Annotated in this window: 1 protein-coding gene; it reads right to left on the reverse strand. The window is 58.9% G+C overall.

Features of this window, described 5'->3' with window-relative positions; genetic code table 11:
* Nucleotides 1-69 precede the first annotated feature (69 nt).
* On the reverse strand, nt 70-423 hold a 354-nt coding region (locus EN808_RS36840; RefSeq protein WP_210235485.1), incomplete at its 5' end, for a hypothetical protein.

A 423-nucleotide genomic window follows, 5' to 3' on the forward strand; every position in this document is an offset into this window, starting at 1 on the left:
GGGGGTGACCATCAGCGCGCGTGCCAGAGCGCGCCGCTTCAGCGTCATGGTGAACGGGAACCGCAGCGCCTAAACCGCGCCGTTGATCGCAGGGCCCACGCCGTTCTCGTGCTGATACAGCCGGATGTGCTCGGCGCCGCGCTGTCGGGCGCGCGGCCTTTGCCGAGTTGCGTCTCTATCGAGTTGAACTCGGTCACTCAGAGAGGTCGCCAACAGCAAAATTCCAACTCTGGCCTCGAATACGAGCCACAATTTTTTGCCGCTGTTATCGGTTCGATCTTTGAGAGACATGGCGGTCGCATAAATATTAACGTGTGCCGAGGGTGAGCAAGGGTTGCTATCGTCGCACATCTCATCCACGAGCCGTCCGAACGGTTCGCCCGTTCGTCTTGAAAGAACAACGCCATTTGTTGAGAATGCGCC

Origin of the sequence: Mesorhizobium sp. M8A.F.Ca.ET.165.01.1.1, assembly GCF_004792065.1 — a bacterium.
In the GTDB taxonomy this organism is placed as follows: Bacteria; Pseudomonadota; Alphaproteobacteria; order Rhizobiales; family Rhizobiaceae; genus Mesorhizobium.